This is a genomic window from Aminobacter sp. SR38 (assembly GCF_014843375.1).
Lineage (GTDB): Bacteria > Pseudomonadota > Alphaproteobacteria > Rhizobiales > Rhizobiaceae > Aminobacter > Aminobacter ciceronei.
Window position 1 is genome coordinate 4,534,883 of record NZ_CP062112.1, and the last position, 19,946, is coordinate 4,554,828.

The following is a 19,946-nucleotide window of genomic DNA, read 5'->3' on the forward strand; positions in this document are numbered from 1 at the left end:
TCGAAAAAAGCAAATGGCCGCCCGGAAATCCCGTTGCGGCCATCACAATCTTCACGCGCACGCGCTTCAAGAGGCCGCTGTCAGCTGGCCCGCCACCAAATGTTCTGGAGCGAAGTCGTGTTCATGGCGGAATGCATAGCGGCGAATTCGGGGCCACGCAACCGGATTTGCGTCGTCTTGCATTGCATTACCAACTGACCCTCACTTTGTTGTCCGTCGCCGCATCAGGATGACGAAAGCAATGCCGCCGATCAGCCCGGTGACGATGCCGAGCGGCATGTCCTGCGGCGGCACGACCGTGCGTGCGGCCATGTCGGCGGCGATCAGGAAGATGGCGCCGACCAGCGCCGACAGCGGCAGCACGCGGCGATAGTCGCCACCGACGAAGAAGCGCACGATGTGCGGGATCATCAGGCCGACAAAGGCGATGACGCCGGAGTAGGCAACCGCACAGCCGGTCAGCAGCGCGCAGGCGACGAAGGCCTTGAGCCGGAAGCGCTGCGCCGGGATGCCGAGTGCGGTTGCGCTTTCGTCGCCCAACGTCATGGCGTTGAGGTTGCGGGTCTGCGTCATCAGCCAGACGCCGCACAGGACAAGGGCTGCCAGCGGATAGGGCAGATGGCTCCATTGCGCCAGCCCGAGCCCGCCAAGCATCCAGAAGATCGCGACATGGGCAGCCTTGGGGTCGCCGATGAAGATCAAGAGGTTGCCTGCGGCCGAGATGATGAAGCTCACCGCCACGCCGGCAAGGATCAGCTGGCCGGCCGACTGCGCCCGCGCCAGGTTGGCGATGGCAAGCACCAGTGCGGTTGCCGCCAGCGCGCCGGCAAAGGCGAAGACCGGTACGGTGACGGTGCCGAGCACCATGCCGGCATGGATCAGCGCCATGATCGCGCCGAAGGCCGCGCCCGACGAAATGCCGAGCAGATGCGGATCGGCGAGCGGATTGCGTGTCACCGACTGCAGGGCTCCCCCCACCAGCGCCAGCGAGGCGCCGACGATGGCGCCCAGGATGACGCGCGGCGCGCGCACGTCCCAGACGATATTCTCGCGTCCGCTCGACCAGACCGCCTCGACGCTTCCCGGTATCAGCTTGTTGGCAATGACGCCCCACACCGTTTCCAGTGGGATCGCCACCGGGCCGACGCCGACGGCAATGATCATGCCTATCACAAGCACCACGGCCAGCCCCGGTATCAGGGCCGGCATGGCGTGGATCAGGACGTGTCTTGGCCCTGTGACGAGGTGGCGATGCGACACGGCTCAGTCGGCCCGCATCGCGGCGGCCAGCCGCTTGATCGCCGCAATGTTGCGCGGTCCCGGCGTCGCCTCGTTGTATTCGAGCACGAAGAAGCGGTTGTTCTTCACTGCCTCGATGTCCTTGAAGGCCGGGTTGGTGCGCATGTAGTCGATCTTCTGCTCGGCAGTTACCTCACCGTAATTGACGATCACCACCATGTCGGGATTGCGCTCGATGACTGGCTCCCAGCCGATCTCGACCCAGCTCGACTCGACGTCGTCGACGATGTTCTTGCCGCCGGCTGCCTCGATAATGGCGGTCGGCATGGCGTAGCGTCCGGCGGTAAACGGCTTCTGCTCGCCGGAATCGTAGATGAACACGTTGACCGGCTTGTCGAGCTTGGGCAGCTCGGCCTGGAAGTCGGCGAGTGCCTTCTCATAGCCTGCCACCAGGACCTCCGCCTTCTCGCGCACACCAAAAATGGCGCCGAGATTGAGCAGGTCGGCATACATGTCCTGAAGCGACGACTTGTCCTTCTTCATGATGTGGATGCAGCTTTCGGTCAGCTCGTAGACAGCGATCTTGAAGGGCGCGAGCGTATCCGGGGTGACGTCGCCGCCGACCTTCATGCCGTAATTCCAGCCGGCGAAGAACAGGTCGGTGTCGGCGCCGAGCAGCACTTCCTTGCTGACGTATTGTGGGGCGAGTTCGGGCAGTTCGCCGACGCCCTTGCGCAAATCCTCGCTCAGCGTCTTCCAGCCGGAGATGCCGGAATAGCCGGCCATGTGGTCGGCGAGGCCGAGCGCCAGCATCATCTCGGTCAGGTTGACGTCGTGCGAGACGGCGCGCTTGGGCGCGGCCTCGAAGGTGACGTCGCGGTTGCAGCTCTTGACGGTGACGGGGAAGCCGCTGGCCATAGCTGTTGCGCAGGTGGCGAGCAGGGCGGCGGCGATGATGGGCAGGCGCATGGAGGCTCCTTGATGTTCAGCGTTCGAGGTGAAAGGAAAAGCGTGGACGACCGGTGACGGGGTGGTCGTCGAGGGTCGCTCCGACGGAAAAGCTGTCACGTATGCGATCGGGCGTCAGGATGTCGGCGGGCGCGCCGCAGGCAATGGCGCGGCCGCCGTCCATGACAAGCACGCGGTTGGCATGGGCCGAGGCGAGCGCCAAATCGTGCAGGGAAACGATGACGGTGCAGCCGAGATTGCCGAGCAGCTCCAGCACTTCGAGCTGGTGGCGGATGTCGAGGTGGTTGGTCGGTTCGTCGAGGATCAGAAGGTCGGGTCGCTGCACCAATGCCCGGGCGATCATCACGCGCTGCTTTTCGCCGCCCGACAGCGAGCAGAGGTCGCGCGCAGCGAGTGCGGTCAGGCCGAGGAGGGCAAGGGCTGCCTCGACTTGGTCGTAGTCGCGGTCGCTGGTGCCGAAACTCGTGACATGCGGGGTCAGGCCCAACTCGATGATTTCTGCGACGGTCAGGCCGAAGTCCGAGGCGCTTTCCTGAAGCACGGTCGCTATACGGCGGGCGCAGTCGCGCGGCTTCATCTTCCAGATGTCGGTGCCGTCGAGGCGGACAGTGCCCGAAGTCGGCTTGTGGTAGCGGTAGAGGCAGCGCAGCAGGCTCGACTTGCCGGCACCGTTGGGGCCGACGATGGCGAGCAACTCGCCCGGCGCAACCGCAAGGCTGATCGGCTCGAGGATCGGCTGCGAAGCACGAGGGCCCCAGCTGACGCCATCGAGTTCGAGCAGTGCCGGGGTGGTGCCTACAAGGCGGCTAGCGGCGTGGACGCGATCGAGCATACCCTGTCTCCGCGGTCGGGCGGAGGCAGCAGAACGATCCGGAAAGCGCGCCGGTACCGAAAAAGGCAGTCGCAACCATCATCATCTCCGCGGCACACCCCGGCCGGTTGAGTTAATCGGATGATGGCAGGTCTCCTGGCTTGCGGGTGATCGCGCCTCGGAGCCTTCCCGGCCTTTCGGCCAGTGGCATGTTTCCGAATTGCTATCCGCTCACAGTTGCGGGGGCAGCCACGGTTTCGCGTCGGGGACGTCTCACCGTGTTCCCATTTAACCTGCTGCCCGAACCGGATAGCAGGAACCATCGCTGTCGTGGCTACAGCAGCGACGGGTTGCTGACAATCGCTAAAGCGTCATGCCGCCTGCTGAATTGCGTCGCGGCGGTCGAGCGCGAAGGAAATGAGCGCGACGCTGAAGGCAGACAGCGCAATGGCCGCGCCGACGAAGGGCAGGTCGGCATAGCTCACGCCCATCGAAATCGCAGCACCACCGGCCCAGGCGCCGGCGGCGTTGCCGGCGTTGAAGGCGCCCTGGTTGAGGGTGGCCGCGAGGTTCGGTGCCTCCGAAGCGGTTTCGACGACGCGCATCTGCATCGGTGGCACGATGACGAAGGTGATGACGCCCCACATGAAGACGAGCAGGATCGCGGCGGGCGCCGAAGAGCTGAGTTCGGCGAAGGCGACGTGGATCGCCGCCATCACCACCAGCGCGCCGATGGCTGTGGGCATCAGCTTCCAGTCGGCCAGCTTGCCGCCGATGATGTTGCCGATCGTCATGCCGCCGCCGAACAGCAACAGCACCCAAGTGACCGATTCAACCGAGAGGCCGCTGACGTCGGTCAGGATCGGCTTGATGTAGGTGAAGACGGCAAACAGGCTGCCCGAGGCGAGCGCCGAGATGATCATGGCGAGCCATACCTGGAGCTTGCCCAGCACCTTGACCTCGCCTGATACCCCGCCCTTGCCGGGAGGGGCGACGCCCGCAGGGACCAGCCAGGCGATGGCCGCCACCGAGAGCAGGCCGATGACGACGACGGCAAAGAAGGTGGCGCGCCAGCCATAGGCTTCGCCGAGTGCCGTGCCGCCGGGAACGCCGAGGATGTTCGCCAATGTCAGGCCGGCAAACATCAACGCAATTGCGCTGGCGCGCTTGTTGGTTGGGACCAGGCTTGCCGCCACCACCGAGCCGATGCCGAAGAAGGCGCCGTGACCAAAGGCGGTGATGACGCGGGCGATCATCAGCGTCCAGTAAGTGGGGGCGATGGCGCAGAGCAGGTTGCCGAAGACGAACATCATGGCGAGCCCGATCAGCACCGGTTTGCGCGGCAGTTTCGCTGTGCCCACCGCGATGATCGGGGCGCCGACGACGACGCCGAGCGCGTAGCCGGTGACCAGAAGACCGGCGGCCGGGATCGACACGCCGAGGTCTGCGGCGACCTCCGGCAACAGGCCCATGATCACGAATTCGGTGGTGCCGATGCAAAAGGATGCAATGGCCAGAGCGAGGATCGGCAAGGGCATGGGCGGACTCAGGGGAGCTGAAACGATTTAGACGCACAATTTCCTCATGTCCGGCGCGGCACAAGCGACGTTGCCGCATTGCAGCAATGCACTTGGCGCATAGGAGAAGTGCGCAAGGCGCTAGCTGAGAGGATCAGGATTGCTGGGTGAGGTCGCGTCGGAGAAATTCGTAGAGCCGGTCGACTGCCGAATTGGCGGCCTGCGGGTTGCGCAATATGCCGATTTCCATCTCGGGCAGCGGCGGCAGGCCCTCGGCTTCGCCGATGACGCGCAGGCCGGGGGGCACGCTGCGCTGGGCGAGCACGGCTACTGGCGGGTACCCGTTCGTCGCACGGGTACCGCCCTTGCCGGCCAGAAATGAAAAGGGCGCCCGAGGCGCCCCTTCCGATGTCGATGCGCCCAGACTCAGTTCTGCCTGGGCAGCCTGTAGGCGACGATGTAGTCGCCGCGGTCAGGCGACTGGCGCGCCCCGCCGGCCGAGATGACCACATATTGCGTTCCGCTCTCATGCGAGACGAAGGTCATTGGCGTAGACTGGGCGCCGACAGGCAGCCGGCCCTTCCACAACTCATTGCCCGTCTCCACGTCGAGTGCACGCAGATAATAGTCCTGCGTGCCGGCGTAGAAGACGAGGCCGCCTGACGTCGCGATCGGACCGCCCAGCGTCGGCATGCCGATCGGGATCTGCAGGCCGGTTTTCATGCCAAGCGGACCGGTATCCTGCAGCGTGCCCGCCGGAACCTGCCAGGCGATCTGGCGGGTCTTGAGGTCGATGCCGGTGAAGGTGCCATAAGGTGGCTGGTGACAGGGAACGCCGAGCGGCGACATGAAGCCGTTCTTCAGCGCGCCATAGGGCGTGCCCTTCTGCTGCGACAGGCCGTCATGGGCTGCCGAGCCGCCATAATTGTCGGTCTCCTCGCGCGGCATCAGCTGGGCGAACTGCGGCATGCGGATGTCGTTGACGATCAGCAACCCCCGGGCCTCGTCGATCGCCGCACTGCCCCAGTTCATGCCGCCATAGTAGCCTGGAAAGATGATCGAACGCGTCAGGCCGGGAGGCGTGAATTCGCCCTCGTAGCGCATCTTCTTGAACTCGATGCGGCAGTAGAGCTGGTCGTAAGGCGTCGCACCCCACATCTTGGCCTCGGCGAACGGCTCCGCACCGATCGCCGGCATGCCGACCGAATAGGGCTGAGTCGGCGACAGGAAGTCCTCCGGCACGCCGCCGGTCTGCGGAACGGCGCGCTCCTCGACCTCGGCGATCGGCTTGCCGTCGCGGCGGTCGAGCATGAAGATCTGCCCGCGCTTGGTGATCTGGATCAGCGCCGGAACCGTGCCGCCCTTGCCATCCGGCACGTCGTAGAGCGCCGGCTGGGCGGGAACGTCATAGTCCCAGATGTCGTGATGCACGGTCTGGAACTTCCAGCGTTCGCGGCCGGTTGCAATGTCGAGGGCGACGACCGAGGCGGTATAGTCCTCGGCGGCCTTCGAGCGATGTGCGCCAAAGAAGTCGGGCGTGGCGTTGCCGGTCGGCAGGTAGACAAGGCCAAGGGCCTCGTCATAGGCCGGTGTCGACCAGACATTGGGCGTGCCGCGGGTGTAGCTTTCGCCTTCCGGCGGCAGCTTGGTGATGGCGGGGTTGCCGAGATCCCAGGCCCAGACCAGTTCGCCGGTGAGGGCGTTGAAGGCGCGTACGGCGCCGGAGGGTTCACCTGTCTCGACATTGTCCCACACCCAGCCGCCGACCATGATCAGGTCACGCGCCACGGTGGGGGCGGAGGTCTGGAAGTAGAAACCGTCCTTGATCTCGCCCATGCCGCTTTTGAGGTCGACGATGCCGCCATTGCCGAAATCCTGGCACAGCTCGCCGGTCTTGGCATCGAGCTGGATCAGGCGGGCGTCGATGGTGGTCATGACGATGCGGGCGGCGCAGGATGCCGCCGCAGCGGGCATGTCGGGCGTCGACGCTACGACGCTTGCGGGTGCCAGCGGGTCGGCGGAGGCTGCATTGGCCTCGCTCGGTGCCGAAGCCGGCTCGTAATAGCTGACGCCACGGCAACGCTGCCACAGCGGCGACTTGGCTTTCGGGTCGAATTTCCACTTCACTTCGCCCGTATCCGGGTTCAGCGCATGGACGATGTTGTTGGGCGAGCAGGTGTAGAGCGTGTCGTTGACGAAGAGCGGCGTGTTCTGGTCCTGCGCGGTCCCTGAGGGGATATCGCCCGATTGGAACGTCCAGGCAACCTCGAGCTTGTCGACATTGTCGCGGTTGATCTGGTCGATCGGGGCATAGCGTGTACCTGCCGGGGTGCGGCCATAGTGGCGCCAGTCGGTGGCGCTGGCGGCTGCCGGAGGAACGCTCGGCTTGGGCTCGGCAGAGGCGAGCGTATTGCTGATGATGCCATGTGGGGTGAAGCCGTAGAAGGCGGTAGCGACAAGTGCCGCGACCAGCAGGCCGGCAAGCGCGAACGGAGCCCGTTTGCCGGTGCGCGTCGGGAAGAGCGGGGCGAGCAACAGCGCCGGGATGGCGATCACTGCAGGTGCTACGAGGCGCGGCACCAGCGGCCAGAACTCAAGGCCCGATTCCCAGAGCGCCCAGGCAATCGTTGCCAAAAACACCAGGCCGTAGAGCCAGAGGCCCGCCCTGCGGCGCATGACGTAGAGAATGCCGGAGGCGATGACGCAGAGACCGGCGAGCGCGTAATACCAGGATCCGCCCAGGCCGATCAGCTGGACGCCGCCATAGACGAGCGGTGCCCCGATGACGACCAAGAGCAGGCCGAATAGAACCAGAAGCCAGCCGCCGCTGTCTCTGGGTGTCTGTTGTTCTGCCATGTCGATGTCTCGCGAAGATTGAACCGAAAATCAGCCGCCCGGGCGGGCGGTTTCGGACGCGATCGTCATGCCGGCGCTCTGCGGAGAACTCCTCGCCTCTACCTCCGCACAGACGTCGCGACCGTGTTCCGGCCGAGAATCTCATCGCATCCTAATAGATAATATGTTATCTTTCTCGAATGTCCAATGACGCATCCGACCGCGCCGGTTTCGGCCGGAGCCTGCTCTCCGTCGCCCGGCTTTGGCGCCACGCGGCGGACAGCGCGCTCGACGACTGCGGCCTGTCGCATGCCACCGCCATGCCGTTGCTGACGCTGTCGCGGCTGGGCGACAATATCCGCCAGGGCGTGATCGCCGACCATCTCGGTTTCGAAGGTCCGTCTCTGGTGCGCATCGTTGATCTGCTTGCAGCCGACGGCCTGATCACCCGCAGCGGCGATCCCGGTGACCGCCGTGCCAAGATTCTGTCCCTGACCGATGCCGGCCGCAGCCGCGTCGAGGAGATCGAGTTGATCCTCGAACGCCTGCGCACCGAGCTTCTGGCCGACGAGGACGCCGCGGAACTTAAGGTCGCGCTCGGTGTGCTTGTGCGTCTTGAACAGCGGCTGCTGGCAGCGGATCCGGACAGCTGAGGGTAGGGGTGGAAGGGTTCATCTATCTGGGCCGTAACCGTTGTTCGCCGGTCATGGCATGGCAACGCCGCGACGGTCCGACCCACGCAACGGTGATTACCCCTGTCTCTGGCAACTCACTTACCGCATTCTGCGCTATGGCCAAGCAGCGTCACGCTGCTAGGTTCCAGACCTTCAGTCATTCCAAGAGGCAGAATTCCATGACCAGCCAGATCGACAAGGCCCAGGCCTTCCATGCCCTGCATGTGAAGGGCGACCCTGTGGTGCTCTATAACATCTGGGATCCCGGCAGTGCGGCCATCGTCGCCAAGGCCGGTGCCAAGGCGATTGCGACAGGCAGCTGGCCGGTTGCTGCTGCCTTCGGTTTCGCCGATGGCGAAAAGATTCCGCTCGACCTGGCACTCTCCAACATCCGCCGCATCGTCGCCGCCACGGACCTGCCGGTCACGATGGACCTCGAGGGCGGCTATGGCGTCGAGCCCGAGGCTGTCGCAGCGACAGTGACGCGGGCGCTGGCGGAAGGGGTCATCGGCTTCAACTTCGAAGACCAGATCGTCGGCGGCAGCGGCCTGCACGACATCGCTGTCCAGGTGAAGCGCATCGCCGCGGCGGCCGACGCCGTCAAGGCGTCAGGCATCCCGGCCTTCATCAATGCCCGCACCGACATCTTCCTGAAGGCAAAGCCCGACGAGCACAGCGACGCGCTGGTCGACGCCGCGATCGAACGCGCCGAAGCCTACGCCAAGGCCGGCGCACATGGCTTCTTTGCGCCGGGCCTCGGCAACGAGGCGCTGATCGGCAGGCTCTGCAAGGCGGTCTCGCTGCCGGTCAACATCATCGCGCTCGCGCATGTGCCGCCAAAGGCGAAGCTGGCCGAGCTTGGCGTCGGCCGCATCAGCTATGGCCCGGTGCCGTACCGACAGATGGCGGAATGGCTGGAGGCCAAGGCGCGCGCGGCCTTCGAGTAAGCCAACCGGAACAGGCCCATTCCGTTGCCGGGATGGGCCGACCCTATGCCAGCGGCTTCAGCTCGATGGCAATCGTCGGCAGAAGCTCCGACACCGTCGGATGAATGTGTACCGCGCGCTGCAGCGTCTCGATCGGCGCCCTGGCATACATCAGGTCGAGTACGGCATGGATCGTCTCGTCGCCGCCAGTGCCGAGCACCGAAGCGCCGAGGATCTGCCTGGTGTCGGCGTCGACAAGGATTTTCATGAATCCTTGCGTCTCGCCTTTTTCGACGGCGCGGCCGACGCGCGTCATCGGCCTTTGGCCTGCCAGCACCTTGCGGTCGCTCTTGCGCGCTGCCGTCTCCGTCATGCCGGCGCGGCCAAGCGGCGGGTCGACATAGAGCGCATAGGCCTCGATGCGGTCCGAAACCTTGCGCGGGTCGTTGTCGAGCAGGTTGGCGGCGACGATCTCGAAATCGTTGTAGGCGGTGTGGGTGAAGGCGCCCTTGCCGTTGCAGTCGCCCATCGCCCAGATGTGCGGGACGTTGGTCCTGAGCTGGTCGTCGACCTCGATGTAGCCGCGCTTGTCGGTGGCCACGCCCGCTCTGTCGAGGCCGAGATCGTCGGTGTTGGGCTTGCGGCCGATGGCAAGCAGCACGTGGCTGCCCGTTACGGCACGGTCGCCTGAGGTGCAGTCGACGCCGACGGTCACGCCGTCGGGATGCCGGGCAAAGCTGATGCATTCGGCGTTCAGCCTGAGGGCGATGCCTTCATGTTCGAGTATGCCCCGCACTGCCTCCGAGACATCCTCGTCCTCGCGCGAGATCAGCCGCGGGCCCTTTTCCACCACGGTCACTTGCGCGCCGAAGCGGCGGAACATCTGGGCGAATTCCAGCCCGATATAGCTGCCGCCGACGACCACGAGATGGCGGGGCAGGAAATCCACCTCCATCATCGATGTGTTGGTCAAATATTCGATGTCGTTGACGCCGGGCATGTCCGGAATGTTGGCGCGGCCGCCGACATTGATGAAGATGCGCTCGCCATGGAGCAGTTCGTTGCCGACACGCACCTCATGCGGCCCCTCGAAACGGGCATGGCCGCGATAGAGCGTGCAGCCCTTCATGCCGCCGATCCAGTCTTCCAGCCCGCTGCGTGAATCGACCGTTACCTTGTCCTTGCGTGCCTTGACTGCCTTCATGTCGACCGAGACATCGCCTGTCGAAACGCCATAGTCGGCGCCGGTGCGAGCGAGATGGGCGGCATAGGCGCTCGCCACCATCGTCTTGGTCGGCTTGCAGCCGGTGTTGACGCAGGTGCCGCCGACCAGCTTGCGCTCGATCAGCGCCACCGTCTGACCCGCCGCCGTCAGGCGCCCTGCCAGCGGTGGCCCGGCCTGGCCGCAGCCGATGATGATGGCGTCGAATCTCTGCGCCACGCTCATACGACCATACTCACGACCAGCAGGGCGCCGAGTATCGCCACGGCATCCTCGATCAATGCCGCCGGCAAGTCATTGCCGAAGGAAGCCGCGAGACGGCCTCTGATTTCCGCGCCGCCGAGCGTGCCGAGGATCGCGCCGATGATGCCGGCAGCCAGCCCGCCAACAACGATCCCGCCAGCGGTGCCTATGACGGCGCCGGTCAGCGCGCCGATGACGATGCGGGTGCCAAATTGCACCGGCACCTTGCGGCTCGGTGTCGACGGCAACTGATCGGTGACCAATTCGACAATGGCCAGCAAGGTGAATATGGCGACCGCTATCCAGTGGCCCATGAAGCCGGCCCAGGTGCCGGCCAGCGGCAGCCAGCCGAGCCAGGCGCCCCAGGCGACTGCCGCCGGCGCGGTCATGGCCCTGAGGCCGGCAACAATGCCGATGAGAAGCGCGAGCAGGTAGATCATCCTTCGTCCCCCCGTGGATGTGTCTGGTCCGGAAGTGCACTTTGCCAGGAGGCTAGCACAGCCATCTGGTTTCGCCAGAGCCGCGAGGCTTCGACCTTTGCAGCATGGCCGGTTCTGTGGTTTGGCTGGATAAGCAGGAAGGACATTTGAGATGGCTCAGAGCGAACGCGAAAAGATGGCGGCCGGCGCCTGGTACAACTGCGTCGACGCCGAACTCGACGCACTCCGCGCAGTGGCGGCCGACGCCGTCTTCGAGCACCGCTCGCTACCGCCCGTAGAGCGCGGCGATATCGCGCCCCGGCTACGAACGTTGCTCGGCTCGGCGGGTGAGGGCGCTCGCATCGAAGCGCCGTTCCACTGCGCCTACGGTTTCAACATCCATCTGGGCGAGGGCGTGTTCCTCAATGCCGGCTGCACCATCCTCGACACGGCAACCGTCAGCATCGGCGCGGGCACGATGTTCGGCCCCGGCGTACAGATCTATTGCCCCGAGCACCACAAGGACCCGGTCCAGCGTCGCGCCGGCCTGGAGATTGGCCGGCCGGTCACCATCGGCCGCAATGTCTGGATCGGCGGCAGCGCCATCTTGCTGGGCGGCATCGAGATTGGCGACGACGCTATCGTCGGCGCCGGCTCGGTGGTGACGAAAAGTGTTGCGGCCGGCGCGATCGTCGTCGGCAATCCGGCACGGCTGATTTCTGGATAGAGAAACTATTATTCCTGTCATTGACAGCGCCCCTGCGCGCCGCCATATCCTAAGGCGTTAATGTTCTCAGGGCGGGGTGAAAGTCCCCACCGGCGGTAAGGGTTTTCGAACCCAAGCCCGCGAGCGCTTCCCGGTAACGGGAGGGTCAGCAGATCCGGTGCAACTCCGGAGCCGACGGTCATAGTCCGGATGGAAGAGAACGAACGGGAAAGCGGAGGCGCAAGCCGCCGGGATTCCGTCTCGTGCGTCCTGATTCTGGTTCGAAACGGAAGGATGGACCCATGAATCAGCAATCCCCGAAAGACTTCGATACAACCCGCGTCGCCGTGATCCGTGCGCGCTGGCATGCCGACATCGTCGACGAATGCGTGAAAGCCTTCAGCTCCGAGATCGAGACGCTGTCGGACGGCCGCTTCGCAGTCGATGTCTATGACGTGCCTGGCGCCTACGAGATCCCGCTGTTTGCCAAGACGTTGGCCGAGACCGGCCGCTACCAGGCGATCCTCGGCACCGCCTTTGTCGTCAATGGCGGCATCTACCGCCACGACTTCGTGGCGCATGCCGTGCTCGACGGCATGATGAATGTGCAGCTTCAGACAGGCGTTCCGGTGCTGTCGGCGGTGCTCACCCCGCACAATTACCACGACAGCGCCGAGCATCACCGCTTCTTCTTCGACCACTTCAAGGTCAAGGGCAAGGAAGCCGCCAACGCCTGCGTCGAACTGCTCAAGGCACGCGCCCTGGTCGCCGCCTGAAGTGATCGCACCGACCCGGCCCTCCTCTCAGGGGAGGGCCGACGGCCCCTGCGATGGCACGTCACACCGGAAGCCAGAAGCTGGCCCTATGCTTCGGAACGCTGCGGTTGCAGGATGCGCAAAGCATCATGCAAGGGGGCTGACATGTCGTCCATTCCACTGCCACTCAAGGGGGCGTGCCGCTGCGGCCGCGTCGAGATCGAGGTGTCAAAAGCGCCGATCTGCACCGCGGCCTGCCACTGTCCCGGCTGCCAGAAGATGTCGTCCTCGGCCTATTCGCTGACGGCGATGGTGCCGGCAGACGGCTTTGCCGTCACCCAGGGCGAAACCGTTGTCGGGGGAGCGCATGGGGAGCAGTTGCACCACCAGTTCTGCGACCATTGCAAGACGTGGATGTTCACCCGTGTCGCCGGTGTCGACTGGTTCGTCAATGTGCGTCCGACCATGCTGGAGGATGCCACGTGGTTCCGGCCCTTCATGGAAACCTATACCAGGACGAAGATGCCCTTCGCCGCGACGGGGGCTGTCAGGAGCTTCGACGAATTCCCCGAAATGGAGGAGCTTGAGCCGTTGTTGCACGAGTATCTCGCCTGGGCGGAAGCGGGCGAGACCTAAGGTGCCCGGCGCGCCAGCGGCGCAAAGCTGCTCAGGCCGAGCCAGGCCTGCATGGCGTGGGCGATCTTGTCGTCGCCATCGAGCTCCAACCGACCGGAATCGAGTTCCTGGTTGAGTTTGGACAGGCCCATCCAAACCGATGTCATGCTGCGCAGGGATCCCCTGACCTCGAGGTCGATGTCGAAGCCGGGGTCGGAATTGCAAAGGTCGACTGTCCCGTCGGCGACCACCAGCCACCAATTTTGCTGCGCTTTCGCCACTTCGGGGTACAGAAAGTGAATCGTGCAGCGTTTTGGCGGCAGGGGCTGCGGGTTGAGGTTGCGGCGCATGTCCCACATCAGGAGCGAAGGGTCGAGATTCCTGAGGGTTAGCTGGGATTCCACCCAGCGATGGCCCCAGTCGCCGAGGCCGAGAATGATCGGCCGCAAATCCTCTCCGGCCTCGGTCAGCCGGTATTCGACGCTGCCCGCGCCCCCACGCTCGGTCTGGATCACGCCAGCGCGCTCAAGTTCCTTCAGCCGCTTGGACAGCAGAGCCGGTGACATGCGTGGCACGCCGCGGCGCAGATCGTTGAAACGGCTCGATCCCATCAGCATTTCGCGCACGACCAGCGTTGTCCAGCGGGTGCACAGCACTTCCGACGCCATCGAAACCGGGCAAAACTGGCCGTAACCGCCGCGATCGCTCATCTCGCACCATTCGCAGGAGACCCGGCCTTATAGCGCAAAAGCAGCGTGCTCGCACCTAGCCCATAGGGACGATCGGCTCGGCCGGCGATTCACTTCCTGAACTGGACCGGGGCGGCCCTTGGCGCGATCCTTGGCTCTGACCTGCCGGTCAACAGGAGACGACTTGATGAGAAGTCTTGATAACGCTGCGCTGGCACGTGCCGGCGTGACTGGTGCAATGCCGATCGATGTGGTCGCTGCGGCTAACGACCTGGTTCCAGCCCTGTCCGAGCGGGCGCGGCAGTTTGACGAGGGCGACATCTTCGTCGCCGACAATTATGCGCTCTTTAAGAAGGCCGGCCTCACCAGCGCTGGCGTGCCGCTCGAACTGGGCGGCGGCGGTGCCGACATCGCCGAGCTTGCGGAAATGCTGCGTATCATGGCGCGGGCTTGCGGCTCGACAGCGCTCGCCTTTGCCATGCACACGCATCAGGTGGCCATCCCCGCCTGGCGCTGGCGCCACCAGAAGGTCGCTGCTGTCGAACCGCTGCTCAAGCGCGTCGCTGCCGAAAACCTGATCCTGCTGTCGTCAGGCGGGTCCGACTGGATCGGTGGTTCAGGCAAGGCCGAGAAGGTCGAGGGCGGCTACCGCATCACGGCGCGCAAGGTCTTCACCTCAGGTGCTGCCGCCGGCGACATATTGATGACCGGGGCGATCACTTGTGCCGACGACGGCAGCGAAAAGGTGATCCATTTCGGCGTGCCGATGCGGGCGCCCGAGGTTCGCGTGATGGACAACTGGCGCACGCTCGGCATGCGCGGCACCGGCTCGAACGACGTCGTCATCGACGGGCTGTTCGTGCCCGATGCGTCGGTCGCCTTTTCGCGCGCGGCGGGCCACTGGCATCCGGTGTTCCAGATCATCGCCACAATTGCCTTCCCGCTGATCTACGCCGTCTATCTTGGCATAGCCGAGAGCGCCCGCGACATTGCTGTCGAGATCGCCAGGAAGAAGCCGGCCAGCGAGACCGTACTCAACCTTGCCGGCCGCATGGACACCGCCCTGCGCGCCGCCCAGATGGCGCATCGTTCGATGATCGAGGAGGTCGGGCGCAACCGCCCGTCGGCGGAAAGCGTCAATGAGGTGATGATCGGCCGTACGCTGGTCGCCAGCCATGGGCTCGAAGTCGTTGAACTGGCAATGGAACTTGCCGGCGGCTCGTCCTTCTACCGCGACAAGGGCCTTGAACGCCGCTTCCGCGACATGCAGGCCGCGCGCTTCCACCCGCTTCAATCCGGCCCGCAGGCGCGATATGCCGGGGCTGTGGCGCTTGGGCTTCCGGTCGACACGATCTTCTGAACATAACTCCCAAGGCAATCAGCCGTCGCGACCAGTCGCGGCGGCTGATATGTAGTGTTCGAGCCTTTCGCAATGCGGTACATCTGCACACGTGCATGTTCCCGCGAAGTCGGTTCCGGCTATGGTTAGGCTTCGATCCGCACCCGCTGATCCAGTGTCAGACCCATGTCCGGGCCAACGGTCCTTGCCTCGCGAATGAGTGCCACGACCTCGTTGCGGTAGACCATGCCGGTGTGATCGAACGGCAAGCCCCTGAGGTCCATGCTTGGGATCTGGCCGGGCACGTCGCCGCCGATCGGCTTGCCGTTCCAGGTTTCGCCAAAACCGCCCAGCGCGACGTAGGTGTTGAACGCAACCTTGAATTGCCGATCGAGGACGTCCTCGATCGGCTTGCCCGCGATCGTGATGGCCGTCGCCGTGGCCTCGATGGCAGATGCGTTCAGCTTGATCGTGTAGCGCAGGGCGGAAGAGAAATGCAGGAAGCCGCGCGAAACGAAGGCTGAAGTGTCGACCTTGCTCACTTCTTCCGGCCGCAGCACACGCTTGGCGTTGCTCTGGAGCATGTCGCGGATCTGGGCGCCGGTCATCGTGGCCACGTGCACGCCGTCGGCATAAGGCATGACATCATACCACTGGCGGAAGCTGAGCGGTCCCTGTGGCAGACCCGAGGTGATGCCCGAAGCGTTGAACAACGCCACGTCGATGCGGCCGCCGGGGAAATCCTCCGAACGCCTGACCAGCGCGTCGTTCATGAAATTGGCAAGCGCGGTCTCGCCAACATAACGATCGGCGAAGGTGCGTTCGTTCGAAACGAGCGTGTCGTCCGGAACCTGGCCGATGACTTCGTTCAGCCTCGTGTCGAGCGCCTTGATCAGCGGTGCCACATGCGTCTGTTCGAAATCGACGTCGTAGTCCGCTTCCTGTTCGAAGGTCTCGTAGCCGGCCTCGCCAGCTTTGACGCGCTGGTCGCGCGCCTTGGTGGGACGCAGGCCGACCGAAGTGAACCAGCCCTTGCGGCCGTTGTCGCTGCGGATCGATATGGCGATCTCGCCGAGATAGGCGCCATGGGCCTGCGCCTGCGTGATCAGCACGCCTTCGACGACATTGTCGGTGTCGATACCCTCGGCGTTGAGCTTGGTGTGGGTATGGGCGCCGATGATGACGATCGGCTTGTCCGTCAGAGGGGCGATGGCCTGGGCGATGGCGAAGTCGCCTTCGCCGACGGTGCGGGCGGTGCCCGCCTTGCCGCTCTTGTGCTGGTCGCCGCCATAACCGCAGTGCGACAGCACAACCACGATGTCGGCGACCGACGCCACCGCCGGCAGCACGTTGCGCACAGCTTCGAGGGGGCTGGCGACCGCAAGCTTCGGGTCGGCGGGCTGGCCGACGCGCGTGTCGACGGATGTGGTCAGGCCGACGAAACCGATTCGCAGTCCCTTCGCCTCGCCGATCACGGCGGCGAAGTAGTCTTCGTCACGCTTCAAGTCCGAGGAACCATGCACGTTTGCCGACAGCAGCGGGAAGCTGGCATCGGTCTCGATGCCCTTCTTCAACACGGCAGCGCCACGGTCGAATTCATGATTGCCGAGCACCGCGACATCCACGCCGCCGGCGGAATAGACGCGGTATCCGGCGTCGGCGATGAACTCGTCCGGCGACCATCCAAGCAGTTCGTCGAAGATCGATCCGGTGTGATCGTCGCCACCGGAAACAAACAGCACCACCTCGTCGGCGACGGCGTTGGCGCGTGCGTCCTTCACCTGCTTGACCATCTGCGAGAAGACGTGGGTGTCGCCCTTCTTCGCGTGCATTTCGGTGATGTGGTTGTGCAAGTCGTTGAAATGCATCAGCCGCAGCAGGCGGCGTTCGCCCATTTCCAGCCCTGACATGGGGACGGCCGCGCCCGTTTCGGTCACGATCGCCTTGATCGGCCCGGCCAGCGGGTCGCCCTTGAGCAGGTATAGCTTTTCAAAGGCGCCGTTCGAATTCGGCGTCGCGGCGATCATGGCAAGTTCACCAGCCGCAGGCGCTGCTTGCGCGCGGAAAACGATGTAGGGAGATATGGCTGCTGTAGCAGCCAGCGCTGCGCCGCCTTTCAGCATCGAACGTCGCGAAAGGCTGCCTTTATGCGTAGTCATGTAGTCTTCCTTGCTGGTCCCACGCGACATGCGTGGACTCATGGCGGGCAGGCCTAGAGTGACCACATGACAGTGCGATGAAGCTCCTGGGAACTAACAGGTTTCCTGCACTGCGTGCCGCAACGACAAGATCGGGGATGGTGCAGCCAGGTTCCGTATGCGTGGCAGCGTCTTTCTCTCGCTTGACCCTCACGCGACGTGAGGGACTACTCATCCGGTCCTGCGGAGACATGGTCGGATGACGGCATATGCTGTGGGTGAACTGGCGCGGCTTGCTGGCGTGACGGTCCGGACGCTGCGCCATTATCACGACATCGGTCTGCTCAAGCCCGTTTTTGTCGGCGCGAACGGCTATCGCAGCTATGGCGAAGAACAACTGCTGCGGCTGCAGCAGGTGCTCATCCACCGCGAACTCGGCATTCCGCTCGGCGAGATCGCTGCCATCCTCGATGCGCCCGGTCAGGCAGCAGCGCCGGCGGATGGAGGCCGAGGCAAGCCGCTACCGCCAGCTTGTCAGGACGATCGACCGCACGATCGCCAAACTCGAAGGAGATCGCGCGATGAAACATGCCGAACTGTAAAAGGGCTTTTCCGAAAAGCAGACGGAACTTGAGGACTGGCTGGTCGAGCGTTACGGCGAGCCGATGCGCAAGGCAGTTAGCCATGCGCCGAAGCTCAGCGCAGAGCAGAGCAACGCGATGGCCGAGCTGCGCGACATCGAACAGGCACTGGCGTCAGCCATGGAAAAGGGCATCGTGCCCGAGGCGCGCGAACTCGACATGCTGGTCGAGCGCCACCACCGCGCCGACATCTACGACCATCCCGACTTCGCCCGGCGCTACGAGGAGCTTGCGCCGGGCCTTGCCAGCTGGCTGCCCACGGCGATGAAGGCCTGGGCACGACGCAAGGCCGCCTGAAGTCGTAGAGCACGCGCCTGTTGGGACTTGCGCCAATGACGGCGATGGGCGTTTCGAGGAAAGCGATGCGCCCGAAAAAGAAAAGGGGCGGGGCCTTGCGGCCTCGCCCCTCCGTCTGGGTATGACGCCCCGAACTCAGAACAGTCCTTCGATCTGGCCCTGTTCGTTGAGGAAGATCTTCTCGGATGACGGTGCCTTGGGCAGGCCGGGCATGGTCATGATCTCACCGCAGATGGCGACGATGAAGCCGGCACCTGCTGCCAGGCGCACTTCACGTACCGGTACGACGTGGTCGACAGGGGCACCCCTGAGGTTCGGGTCGGTCGAGAACGAATACTGCGTCTTGGCCATGCACACCGGCAGGTGGCCGTAGCCGGCCTGTTCCCAGGCATGCAGCTGGTCGCGCACCGACTTGTCGGCGATGGCTTCGGAGCCGCGGTAGATGCGCTTGACGATGGTGTCGATCTTGTCGAACAGCTTCATGTCGTCGGGATAGAGCGGCGAGAACTGCGAGGCGCCGCTTTCGGCCAGCTGCACCACCTTGTGGGCGAGCTCCTCGATGCCGGCCGACCCCTTGGCCCAGTGCTTGCACAGGATCGCTTCCGCACCCATCGAGGCGACATACTCCTTCATCGCTGCGATTTCGGCGTCGGTGTCGGAGACGAAGTGGTTCATCGCCACCACCACAGGCACGCCGAACTGCTTGACGTTCTCGATGTGGCGGCCAAGGTTGGCGCAGCCCTTCTTCACCGCCTCGACATTCTCCTTGCCGAGCTCTTCCTTCTTGACGCCGCCATTCATCTTCATCGCGCGCACGGTGGCGACGATGACGGCGGCTGCCGGCTTGAGACCCGCCTTGCGGCACTTGATGTCGAAGAACTTCTCGGCACCGAGGTCAGCGCCGAAGCCGGCTTCGGTGACGACATAGTCGGCGAGCTTGAGGGCGGTGGTGGTGGCGACGACCGAGTTGCAGCCATGGGCGATGTTGGCGAAGGGGCCGCCATGGACGAAGGCCGGGTTGTTCTCCAGCGTCTGCACCAGGTTCGGCTGCACCGCATCCTTCAGCAGCACGGCCATGGCGCCATCGGCCTTGAGGTCGCGGGCATAGACGGCGGTCTTGTCGCGGCGATAGGCGACGATGATGTCGCCGAGGCGCTTCTCGAGATCTTTCAGATCGGTTGCCAGGCACAGGATCGCCATGACTTCGGAAGCGACGGTGATGTCGAAGCCGGCTTCACGCGGAAAGCCGTTGGCGACGCCGCCGAGCGAGCAGTTGATCTGGCGCAGTGCGCGGTCGTTCATGTCCATCACCCGGCGCCAGACGACGCGGCGGGTGTCGATGCCGAGCTCGTTGCCCCAGTAGATGTGGTTGTCGATCAGCGCCGACAAAAGGTTGTGCGCGGTGGTGATGGCGTGGAAGTCGCCGGTGAAGTGGAGGTTCATGTCCTCCATCGGCACGACCTGGGCATAACCGCCGCCGGCGGCACCACCCTTGACGCCGAAGTTCGGCCCAAGCGAGGCTTCACGGATGCAGACGATGGCCTTCTTGCCGATGCGGTTCAGGCCGTCACCGAGGCCGACCGTGGTGGTGGTCTTGCCTTCGCCGGCCGGCGTCGGGTTGATCGCGGTGACCAGGATCAGCTTGCCGTCCTTGTTCTTGCGCGCATTGGCAATGAACTCGGCCGAGATCTTCGCCTTGTCGTGGCCATAAGGCAGCAGATGCTCGGTCGGAATGCCGATCTTGGCACCGACCTCCTGGATCTGCTTCTTCTTCGCCGCACGCGCGATCTCGATGTCGGTCTTGAATTCGGCCATGACGGCTCCTCCACAATGATTGCCCAGATGGCGCGCCGCGGCCATCGATGTCGCCGCCATAGAAGCGCGACATCGCCATCGCCTGCCGTCTCAAAA

General features: G+C 64.5%; 19 protein-coding genes and 2 riboswitches. Of the genes, 8 read left to right on the plus strand and 11 right to left on the minus strand.

Translation table 11 applies throughout. The annotated features are described in order from the left end of the window. Positions 1–201: 201 nt before the first annotated feature. The 6 genes from IG197_RS22160 to IG197_RS22185 all read right to left on the minus strand — a co-directional run bounded on the left by IG197_RS22160 (position 202) and on the right by IG197_RS22185 (position 7,392). Positions 202–1,209: an iron ABC transporter permease gene (locus tag IG197_RS22160; protein ID WP_192315031.1), complete on the minus strand. Its 1,008-nt coding sequence runs from the start codon at positions 1,207–1,209 to the stop codon at positions 202–204. 54 nt (positions 1,210–1,263) lie between these two features. Continuing rightward, a complete protein-coding gene (locus tag IG197_RS22165) occupies positions 1,264–2,208 on the minus strand; it encodes an ABC transporter substrate-binding protein (protein ID WP_192315032.1) in 945 nt (314 codons plus the stop codon). Positions 2,209–2,224: 16 nt separating this feature from the next. Next, on the minus strand, positions 2,225–3,040 hold the full coding sequence (locus IG197_RS22170; protein ID WP_192315033.1) for an ABC transporter ATP-binding protein: 816 nt from the start codon (positions 3,038–3,040) through the stop codon (positions 2,225–2,227). 107 nt (positions 3,041–3,147) lie between these two features. Then, positions 3,148–3,358: riboswitch (cobalamin riboswitch) on the minus strand. A gap of 32 nt (positions 3,359–3,390) precedes the next feature. Further along, the gene (locus IG197_RS22175; RefSeq protein WP_192315034.1) at positions 3,391–4,557 is read right to left on the minus strand and encodes an MFS transporter; all 1,167 of its coding nucleotides are present in this window, start codon (positions 4,555–4,557) and stop codon (positions 3,391–3,393) included. A 133-nt stretch (positions 4,558–4,690) separates the two neighbouring features. Continuing rightward, entirely contained in the window at positions 4,691–4,861 is a 171-nt protein-coding gene (locus IG197_RS22180) for a hypothetical protein (protein ID WP_183194950.1), read from the minus strand. Between the two features lie 101 nt (positions 4,862–4,962). After that, positions 4,963–7,392, minus strand: a complete 2,430-nt coding sequence (locus IG197_RS22185; RefSeq protein ID WP_192315035.1) for a membrane-bound PQQ-dependent dehydrogenase, glucose/quinate/shikimate family — start codon at positions 7,390–7,392, stop codon at positions 4,963–4,965. A 179-nt stretch (positions 7,393–7,571) separates the two neighbouring features. On the opposite strand from IG197_RS22185, the gene IG197_RS22190 reads away from it, so the two are divergent. Both IG197_RS22190 and IG197_RS22195 read left to right on the plus strand, forming a co-directional pair. Beyond that, entirely contained in the window at positions 7,572–8,024 is a 453-nt protein-coding gene (locus tag IG197_RS22190) for a MarR family winged helix-turn-helix transcriptional regulator (protein ID WP_067959237.1), read from the plus strand. Positions 8,025–8,224: 200 nt separating this feature from the next. Continuing rightward, positions 8,225–8,992: an isocitrate lyase/phosphoenolpyruvate mutase family protein gene (locus IG197_RS22195; RefSeq protein WP_192315036.1), complete on the plus strand. Its 768-nt coding sequence runs from the start codon at positions 8,225–8,227 to the stop codon at positions 8,990–8,992. 43 nt (positions 8,993–9,035) lie between these two features. On the opposite strand, the gene IG197_RS22200 is transcribed toward IG197_RS22195, so the two are convergent. Both IG197_RS22200 and IG197_RS22205 read right to left on the minus strand, forming a co-directional pair. After that, on the minus strand, positions 9,036–10,418 hold the full coding sequence (locus IG197_RS22200) for an FAD-containing oxidoreductase (RefSeq protein WP_192315037.1): 1,383 nt from the start codon (positions 10,416–10,418) through the stop codon (positions 9,036–9,038). Continuing rightward, a complete protein-coding gene (locus IG197_RS22205; RefSeq protein ID WP_192315038.1) occupies positions 10,415–10,876 on the minus strand; it encodes a DUF4126 domain-containing protein in 462 nt (153 codons plus the stop codon). Before IG197_RS22205 ends, IG197_RS22200 begins: the two co-directional genes overlap by 4 nt. A gap of 151 nt (positions 10,877–11,027) precedes the next feature. Here IG197_RS22205 and IG197_RS22210 point away from each other — a divergent pair, with 151 nt between their 5' ends. From IG197_RS22210 to IG197_RS22220, 3 genes are all read left to right on the plus strand, one after another. Further along, positions 11,028–11,582 carry a sugar O-acetyltransferase gene (locus IG197_RS22210; protein WP_192315039.1) on the plus strand — a complete coding sequence of 185 codons (555 nt, stop codon included), beginning with the start codon at positions 11,028–11,030 and terminating at the stop codon, positions 11,580–11,582. Positions 11,583–11,640: 58 nt separating this feature from the next. Continuing rightward, positions 11,641–11,787: riboswitch (FMN riboswitch) on the plus strand. A 76-nt stretch (positions 11,788–11,863) separates the two neighbouring features. Beyond that, positions 11,864–12,337 (plus strand): 6,7-dimethyl-8-ribityllumazine synthase, encoded by a 474-nt coding sequence (locus IG197_RS22215; protein ID WP_067959252.1) that lies wholly within the window; start codon positions 11,864–11,866, stop codon positions 12,335–12,337. 144 nt (positions 12,338–12,481) lie between these two features. Continuing rightward, positions 12,482–12,952, plus strand: a complete 471-nt coding sequence (locus tag IG197_RS22220; RefSeq protein WP_192315040.1) for a GFA family protein — start codon at positions 12,482–12,484, stop codon at positions 12,950–12,952. Here IG197_RS22220 and IG197_RS22225 read toward each other — a convergent pair. Beyond that, positions 12,949–13,641 carry a helix-turn-helix domain-containing protein gene (locus IG197_RS22225; protein ID WP_067959258.1) on the minus strand — a complete coding sequence of 231 codons (693 nt, stop codon included), beginning with the start codon at positions 13,639–13,641 and terminating at the stop codon, positions 12,949–12,951. The two genes, IG197_RS22220 and IG197_RS22225, sit on opposite strands and share 4 nt — an antisense overlap. Positions 13,642–13,858: 217 nt before the next feature. On the opposite strand from IG197_RS22225, the gene IG197_RS22230 reads away from it, so the two are divergent. Beyond that, positions 13,859–14,980 carry an acyl-CoA dehydrogenase family protein gene (locus IG197_RS22230; protein ID WP_192319919.1) on the plus strand — a complete coding sequence of 374 codons (1,122 nt, stop codon included), beginning with the start codon at positions 13,859–13,861 and terminating at the stop codon, positions 14,978–14,980. A gap of 125 nt (positions 14,981–15,105) precedes the next feature. Here IG197_RS22230 and IG197_RS22235 read toward each other — a convergent pair whose 3' ends face one another. Next, on the minus strand, positions 15,106–17,118 hold the full coding sequence (locus tag IG197_RS22235; protein WP_192315042.1) for a bifunctional UDP-sugar hydrolase/5'-nucleotidase: 2,013 nt from the start codon (positions 17,116–17,118) through the stop codon (positions 15,106–15,108). 238 nt (positions 17,119–17,356) lie between these two features. Between IG197_RS22235 and IG197_RS36280 the strand changes: the two genes are divergently transcribed. Beyond that, positions 17,357–17,731, plus strand: coding sequence for a MerR family transcriptional regulator (locus IG197_RS36280; protein WP_192315044.1), 375 nt, complete (start codon positions 17,357–17,359; stop codon positions 17,729–17,731). A gap of 31 nt (positions 17,732–17,762) precedes the next feature. Next, positions 17,763–18,035, plus strand: coding sequence for a TipAS antibiotic-recognition domain-containing protein (locus IG197_RS36285; protein WP_192315046.1), 273 nt, complete (start codon positions 17,763–17,765; stop codon positions 18,033–18,035). A 135-nt stretch (positions 18,036–18,170) separates the two neighbouring features. Here IG197_RS36285 and IG197_RS22250 read toward each other — a convergent pair whose 3' ends face one another. Beyond that, positions 18,171–19,850, minus strand: coding sequence for a formate--tetrahydrofolate ligase (locus tag IG197_RS22250; RefSeq protein WP_067965347.1), 1,680 nt, complete (start codon positions 19,848–19,850; stop codon positions 18,171–18,173). Positions 19,851–19,946 lie beyond the last annotated feature (96 nt).

Excerpts from the sequence above, each read along its gene's own strand:
- IG197_RS22210 (WP_192315039.1), top strand. The coding sequence starts at position 11,028 with ATGGCTCAGAGCGAACGCGAAAAGATGGCGGCCGGCGCCTGGTACAAC.
- IG197_RS22185 (WP_192315035.1), bottom strand. The coding sequence starts at position 7,392 with ATGGCAGAACAACAGACACCCAGAGACAGCGGCGGCTGGCTTCTGGTT.
- IG197_RS22215 (WP_067959252.1), top strand. The coding sequence starts at position 11,864 with ATGAATCAGCAATCCCCGAAAGACTTCGATACAACCCGCGTCGCCGTG.
- IG197_RS22175 (WP_192315034.1), bottom strand. The coding sequence starts at position 4,557 with ATGCCCTTGCCGATCCTCGCTCTGGCCATTGCATCCTTTTGCATCGGC.
- IG197_RS22205 (WP_192315038.1), bottom strand. The coding sequence starts at position 10,876 with ATGATCTACCTGCTCGCGCTTCTCATCGGCATTGTTGCCGGCCTCAGG.
- IG197_RS36280 (WP_192315044.1), top strand. The coding sequence starts at position 17,357 with ATGACGGCATATGCTGTGGGTGAACTGGCGCGGCTTGCTGGCGTGACG.
- IG197_RS22225 (WP_067959258.1), bottom strand. The coding sequence starts at position 13,641 with ATGAGCGATCGCGGCGGTTACGGCCAGTTTTGCCCGGTTTCGATGGCG.
- IG197_RS22195 (WP_192315036.1), top strand. The coding sequence starts at position 8,225 with ATGACCAGCCAGATCGACAAGGCCCAGGCCTTCCATGCCCTGCATGTG.
- IG197_RS36285 (WP_192315046.1), top strand. The coding sequence starts at position 17,763 with ATGCGCAAGGCAGTTAGCCATGCGCCGAAGCTCAGCGCAGAGCAGAGC.
- IG197_RS22235 (WP_192315042.1), bottom strand. The coding sequence starts at position 17,118 with ATGACTACGCATAAAGGCAGCCTTTCGCGACGTTCGATGCTGAAAGGC.
- IG197_RS22170 (WP_192315033.1), bottom strand. The coding sequence starts at position 3,040 with ATGCTCGATCGCGTCCACGCCGCTAGCCGCCTTGTAGGCACCACCCCG.
- IG197_RS22165 (WP_192315032.1), bottom strand. The coding sequence starts at position 2,208 with ATGCGCCTGCCCATCATCGCCGCCGCCCTGCTCGCCACCTGCGCAACA.
- IG197_RS22230 (WP_192319919.1), top strand. The coding sequence starts at position 13,859 with ATGCCGATCGATGTGGTCGCTGCGGCTAACGACCTGGTTCCAGCCCTG.
- IG197_RS22160 (WP_192315031.1), bottom strand. The coding sequence starts at position 1,209 with ATGCCGGCCCTGATACCGGGGCTGGCCGTGGTGCTTGTGATAGGCATG.
- IG197_RS22250 (WP_067965347.1), bottom strand. The coding sequence starts at position 19,850 with ATGGCCGAATTCAAGACCGACATCGAGATCGCGCGTGCGGCGAAGAAG.
- IG197_RS22200 (WP_192315037.1), bottom strand. The coding sequence starts at position 10,418 with ATGAGCGTGGCGCAGAGATTCGACGCCATCATCATCGGCTGCGGCCAG.
- IG197_RS22190 (WP_067959237.1), top strand. The coding sequence starts at position 7,572 with ATGTCCAATGACGCATCCGACCGCGCCGGTTTCGGCCGGAGCCTGCTC.
- IG197_RS22220 (WP_192315040.1), top strand. The coding sequence starts at position 12,482 with ATGTCGTCCATTCCACTGCCACTCAAGGGGGCGTGCCGCTGCGGCCGC.